This window comes from Pseudomonas sp., assembly GCF_041601375.1.
In the GTDB taxonomy this organism is placed as follows: domain Bacteria; phylum Pseudomonadota; class Gammaproteobacteria; order Pseudomonadales; family Pseudomonadaceae; genus Aquipseudomonas.
On record NZ_JBFIIG010000227.1, the window covers coordinates 1 to 5879 of the forward strand.

A 5879-nucleotide genomic window follows, 5' to 3' on the forward strand; every position below is an offset into this window, starting at 1 on the left:
CGCCGAGCAGGACGATGAAACTCTCAGCCGCGAGGCCGAGCGCATCGGCTTCCCGTTGATGATCAAGGCCAGCGCCGGCGGCGGTGGCCGCGGCATGCGTCTGGTCCATGAAGCGAGCGAACTACGGGCGCAAATCCGCACCGCCCGCTCGGAAGCGCAGAACGCCTTCGGCTCCGGCGAGCTGATTCTGGAACGGGCGGTGGTCCAGCCGCGCCATGTGGAAATCCAGGTGTTCGGCGATGCGCACGGCAATATCGTTTATCTGGGCGAACGCGACTGCTCGGTGCAGCGCCGCCACCAGAAGGTTGTCGAGGAAGCGCCCTGCCCGCTGATGACGCCAGAGCTGCGTAAAGCCATGGGCGAGGCCGCGGTCAAGGCGGCGGCCTCGGTCGACTATGTCGGCGCCGGCACCGTGGAATTCTTGTTGAACCGCAGCGGCGAATTCTTCTTTCTGGAAATGAATACCCGTCTGCAGGTCGAACACCCGGTGACCGAGCTGATCACCGGCCAGGACCTGGTAGCCTGGCAGATTCGCACAGCCTCCGGCCAGCCGCTGCCGCTCAAGCAGGAGCAAATCCGCCTGACTGGCCATGCCATGGAAGTGCGCCTGTATGCCGAAGATTCGGCGCAGAACTTCCTGCCGCAAACCGGCCGCGTATTGCGCTGGGAGCCGGCGTTGCTCGACGGCATCCGCATCGACCACGGCCTGCTCGAAGGCCAGGTCATCAGCCCGTTTTACGACCCGATGCTGGCCAAGGTCATCGCCTATGGCGCGACCCGCGACGAGGCCCGGCGCAAACTGGTGCGCGCGGTCGAGGATTGCGTACTGCTGGGCGTCAACGGCAACCAGCGCTTTCTCGCCAACCTGCTGCGGCACCCCGAGTTCGCCGTCGGCAACGCCACCACGGCCTTTATCGCCGAACACTTCGCCGCCGACCCGAGCCTGAGCCCGCAGCCGCCGGCCGCCAGCGAGCTGGCGGTGGCCGCCGCCCTGCTCTACCAGCAATCGGCCAACGCCCGCTCCCACCAGAGCGGCCTGGCCGGCTGGCGCAATGCCGGCAGTGCGCCCTGGCGCTTCATGCTCAAGCAGGACGAGCAACCGTTCGAGGTCGAGCTGGAGGTGCTGACCGATGGCGCCCAACCGAGCTTGCGAGCAAGAGTTGCCAACGCCCTGCTCGATCTCAAGTTGCTGTCCTGCGATGGCCGCTGGGCCACTCTCGAACTGGACGGCATTCGCCAGCGCCTGGCCTATCATTTGGAAGGTGACAAGCTCTGGCTGTACGGCCACAACGGCAATCTGGAATTCAGCGACATCACTCACCTGCCGGTCAGCAGCGCCACAGGTGCAGGCTCCGGCAGCGTCAAGGCACCGATGGATGGCGCCATAGTCGAAGTGCTGGTCGAAGAAGGCAGCCAGGTCAGCAAAGGCCAACTGCTGCTGGTGCTGGAGGCGATGAAGATGGAACACCCGCTTAAAGCCAGCATCGACGGCATGGTTCGGCGGGTTGGCGTAAGCCGCGGCGATCAGGTGAAGAACCGCCAGTTGCTGGTGGAAATTGAAGCCACCGCGCCATGACCCCGTAGGGTGCGCCGTGCGCACCAAAAATCACCCATGGTGCGCACAGCCTAGGCGGCCCCGCACCCCCTCCGCAATGCACAAGGAAACCCGCCATGTCACTGCAAGGCAAAACCCTGTTTATCACCGGCGCTAGCCGTGGCATCGGCCGCGAGATCGCCCTGCGCGCGGCCCGCGACGGTGCCAATATCGTTATCGCGGCGAAAAGCGCCGAGCCCCACGCCAAGCTGCCGGGCACCATCCATTCGGTGGCGGCCGAGGTCGAGCAAGCCGGTGGCAAGGCCCTGGCCCTGCAGCTGGATGTGCGCGACGAGGCCGCGGTCAAGGCCGCCATGGCCCGGGCAGCCGAACACTTCGGCGGCATCGATGCCCTGGTCAATAACGCCGGCGCGATCAAGCTGGTGGGGGTGGAAAAGCTCGAACCCAAGCGCTTCGACCTGATGTTCCAGATCAACACCCGCGCGGTGATGGTCTGCAGCCAGGCCGCGCTGCCCTTCCTCAAGCAGAGCGCCGGCGGGCATATCCTCAACCTGTCGCCGCCGCTGAATATGGACAGCAAGTGGTTCGCCCAGCACGGCCCCTACACCGTGACCAAGTACGGCATGAGCATGCTGACTCTGGGCATGAGCGAGGAATTCAAGAAATACGCCATCAGCGTCAATTCACTGTGGCCCAAAACCATGATCGCCACCGCCGCCATCGAATTCGAGCTGGGCAGTCGCGACGCCTTCAAACGCGCACGCACCCCGGCGATCATGGCCGACGCGGCCCATGCCATCCTCGCCAGTAGCGGGCGCAGCATCAGCGGGCGCCTGTTGATCGACGAAGACATCCTGCGCGAACAGGGCCAAAACGAGTTCGAGCAGTACCGTTTCGATCCTGCAGGCGGCACGCTGATCCCCGATCTGTTTGTCGACTGACAACAACCTGCTAGTGAGGGAATTTGCCACTTACAAGGCGAACAACCTGACTGTTGCGACGCGTTTTTGTGGGGACGCGCAACACCTAACGAGTACAGAGCCTAAAAAAAACCGCGACCCAAAGGCCGCGGTTTTTTAGCGCTGCACCTGACTATCAGGCCTTGTTACGCAGCTTCTCCGGGTTGATCAGGAAGCGTGCCAGTGCCGGCAGCAGCCAGATCGCGCCGATCATGTTCCAGAGGAACATGAAGGTCAGCATCAGGCCCATGTCGGCCTGGAACTTGATCGCCGAGAAGATCCAGGTCGCCACGCCGATCGCCAGGCATACACCGGTGAACAACACGGCCTTACCAGTCGACTTGAGCGTCTGGTAGTAGGCCTCCTGCAACGACAGCCCCAGGCGCAGGTAGGTCTCCAGACGGCTGTAGATATAGATGCCGTAGTCGACGCCGATACCGACGCCCAATGCGATTACCGGCAGGGTCGCCACCTTGACCCCGATGCCCATGTAGGCCATCAGCGCGTTGCCCAGTACCGAGGTCAACACCAGCGGCAGAATCACGCACAGGGTGGCGGCAATCGAGCGGAAGGTCAGCAGGCACATGAAGCTCACGGCGGCATAGACCGCCACCAGCATGGTGGTCTCAGACGCGGCGATCACCTCGTTGGTGGCCGCTTCGATACCGGCGTTGCCCGCCGCCAGGATGAACTCCAGGCCTTCCTGGTTATGTTCCGCGGCGAAGTCTTCGACGACCGCGACCGCCCGCTCCAGGGTTTCCGCCTTGTGGTCGTTGAGGAACACCAGCACCGGCGCCACCGAGCAATCGGCGTTGTACAGCCCCTCGGCACGCGCAATCGAGTTGTTCAGCACGTCCTGGTTGCGCGACAGGGTTTCCCATTTCAGGTTGCCCTCGTTCATGCCCTTGATCACCTGCTTGGACACAGTGACCATGGAGATGGTCGACTGCACGCCCGCGGTGTTATCCATGGTCCACATCAGCTGGTCCATGGCCGACAAGGCCTGATAGCTCGAACAACCTTCCCTTTTGGTCTTGACCATTACCACCAGCACATCGGAGCTGGTGGAGTAGTTGCGGATGACGAAGTCGTTATCCAGGTTATAGCGCGAGTCCGGGTGCAGCTCGGGCGCGCCCTGATCGAGGTCGCCGATCTTCAGGTTCTGGCCATACCAGACGCCACCGGCCAGGGCCACCACCGCAATCAGCACGGACACCGGCGCCACCATCGGGTGGGCGAAGTTGGAAAGCAGACGCCAGAGCGGGTGATCCTTGGCCGCCTCTTCACGGCTGATCTTGACCGCCCTCTTGCTGATACCGATATAGGAAATCATCACCGGCAGCAGGATCAGGTTGGTCAGGATGATCACCGCCACCCCCATCGATGCACCGATGGCCAGTTCACGGATCACGCCGATATCGATCAGCAACAGCGTGATGAAGCCGACCGCATCCGACAGCAAGGCGACCAAACCGGGAATGAACAGCTGGCGAAACGCTATGCGCGCAGCAACCAACGGGCTCGTCGCCTCCCCCGAGGCCATGGCGATACCGTTGATCTTTTGCACCCCATGGGAGATACCGATGGCGAAGACCAGAAAGGGCACCAGCATCGAATAGGGATCCAGCCCGAAGCCCAGGGTATGCAGCAAGCCCAACTGCCAGATCACCGCGATCAGGGTGGTTACGACCACCGCCAGGGTGCTTTTGAAGCAATGGGTGAACCACAGCAGCAGTGCGAAGGTGATGCCGATGGCCACGGCGAAAAACAAGGCCACGCCGATCAGGCCATCGATCAGGTCACCGACTTTCTTGGCGAAACCGATGATGTGCACCTTCACGTTGGGATTCTGCGCCTGGTACTTCTCGCGAATCTTCTCTTCCAGCTCGTGGGAGAACTTCTGGTAATCCAGCGGGATCAGCTTGCTCTGATCCTCAGGGTCGGGATAGGCCTCCAGCAGCGGCACATCGACGATGCTCGATTTGAAATTGTTGGCCACCAGCCGGCCGATCTGCCCGGACTTGAGAATATTGCTGCGCAAATCCTCGAGGCTGTCGGACGAACCATCGTAGGTCTGCGGAATCACCGGGCCGCCGGCGAAGCCCTCTTCGGTCACCTCGGTCCAGCGTATGCTCGGGCTCCACAGCGATTTCAGGCCGGAGCGATCGACACCGGGAATGTAGAACACCTCGTCGTGGATCTGCCGCAGCGTCTCCATGTACTCCTTGTCGAAGATGTCGCCGTCGACCGCTTCCACCGAGATGCGCACGGTGTTGCCCAGGTTCGCCAGGTCGTTGCGGTGCTCGAGCATCTTCTGGATATAGGGGTGCCCCAGCGGAATCATCTTCTCGAAGCTGGTTTGTGGGCGCACCTGCGCCGCTTGATAGAACAGAAAAACACTGATCAACAGGCACAGCACGATGACGGCCGGACGATTATTGAAGATCAACCGTTCGAGGACAGACGCAGGTTGGTGTTGATGCTTACTCATGCAAACTCTCCCGGCTTATTGTTGTTGGCCCAGATCGGCGCCAGTCGGCGAAGCGACATGGACGCCGCCCTGCCCCACCAGAATCAGGTTGCCGTTATCCAGTGCAGTGACACCCGCCAGCGAGAGCCGGTCGACGCGATTGAGCAAACTGAAGGTACGTCCGTCATCGCTGCTTTTCAGCACGGTGCCGCCATGCCCAACCACCACGATCGAGCCATCGGCGAGTCGATTGCCATCGGCCAGGCCGAACTCCAGCGGACCGTTGTTCGGGGTATTCAGCTCGATCTGCTGCCAGCTGTCACCGAAGTCGACGGAACGGAACAGGTGGCCGCGCAAACCATAAGCCAACAAACTGCCACTTTCGCCGGTGCCGAGAGCACCAAAGAGTGAACCGTCGTACGGGCCCTGAAGGGTTTCCCAGGATTGCCCCCAATCGGTCGAGCGGAACATGGCGCCCAGTTCGCCGACGACAAACAACCCGGCATCCTTGACCTCGACGATGGCGTTCAGGTGATAGAGGTATTCGTTATCGAGGCGACCACTGACATCCTCCCAGTTCTTGCCGCCATCGGTCGTCGTGAACAGCGCACCATAGGCGCCGACGACGAAACCAGTGTTCACATCCTTGAACCAGACATCCAGGAAAGGCGAGCCATCCTCGCGCTCCGGGTCCTCGAACTGTTTGACCCAGGTGGCGCCGCCATCGTTACTGGCCAGGATCTGCGCATCGTGTCCAACCGCCCAACCGTGCTGGTCATCGACAAAGAACACCGCGGTGAGCATCTGCCGGGTCGGCACCTTGGCCTGGATCCAGTTGGCGCCGTTGTCGTCGGAGTAGAGGATATGGCCACGATCGCCCACAGCCACCAGGCGC

Annotated in this window: 4 protein-coding genes; 2 read left to right on the forward strand and 2 right to left on the reverse strand. The window is 62.0% G+C overall.

Annotated elements, in window-relative coordinates:
- Both ABZE94_RS19665 and ABZE94_RS19670 read left to right on the forward strand, forming a co-directional pair.
- Positions 1-1576 (forward strand): biotin/lipoyl-containing protein (locus tag ABZE94_RS19665; protein ID WP_372877641.1); only part of this gene is annotated, 1576 nt, incomplete at its 5' end.
- Positions 1577-1671: 95 nt separating this feature from the next.
- Entirely contained in the window at positions 1672-2496 is an 825-nt protein-coding gene (locus ABZE94_RS19670; protein ID WP_372877643.1) for an SDR family oxidoreductase, read from the forward strand.
- A gap of 154 nt (positions 2497-2650) precedes the next feature.
- Here the strand turns inward: ABZE94_RS19670 and ABZE94_RS19675 are convergent, their stop codons facing one another.
- Positions 2651-5005 carry an RND family transporter gene (locus ABZE94_RS19675; RefSeq protein WP_372877645.1) on the reverse strand — a complete coding sequence of 785 codons (2355 nt, stop codon included), beginning with the start codon at positions 5003-5005 and terminating at the stop codon, positions 2651-2653.
- Between the two features lie 15 nt (positions 5006-5020).
- Positions 5021-5879: WD40/YVTN/BNR-like repeat-containing protein (locus ABZE94_RS19680; RefSeq protein WP_372877647.1), on the reverse strand; the 859-nt coding region annotated here is incomplete at its 5' end.

Excerpts from the sequence above, each read along its gene's own strand:
- ABZE94_RS19675 (WP_372877645.1), bottom strand. The coding sequence starts at position 5,005 with ATGAGTAAGCATCAACACCAACCTGCGTCTGTCCTCGAACGGTTGATC.
- ABZE94_RS19670 (WP_372877643.1), top strand. The coding sequence starts at position 1,672 with ATGTCACTGCAAGGCAAAACCCTGTTTATCACCGGCGCTAGCCGTGGC.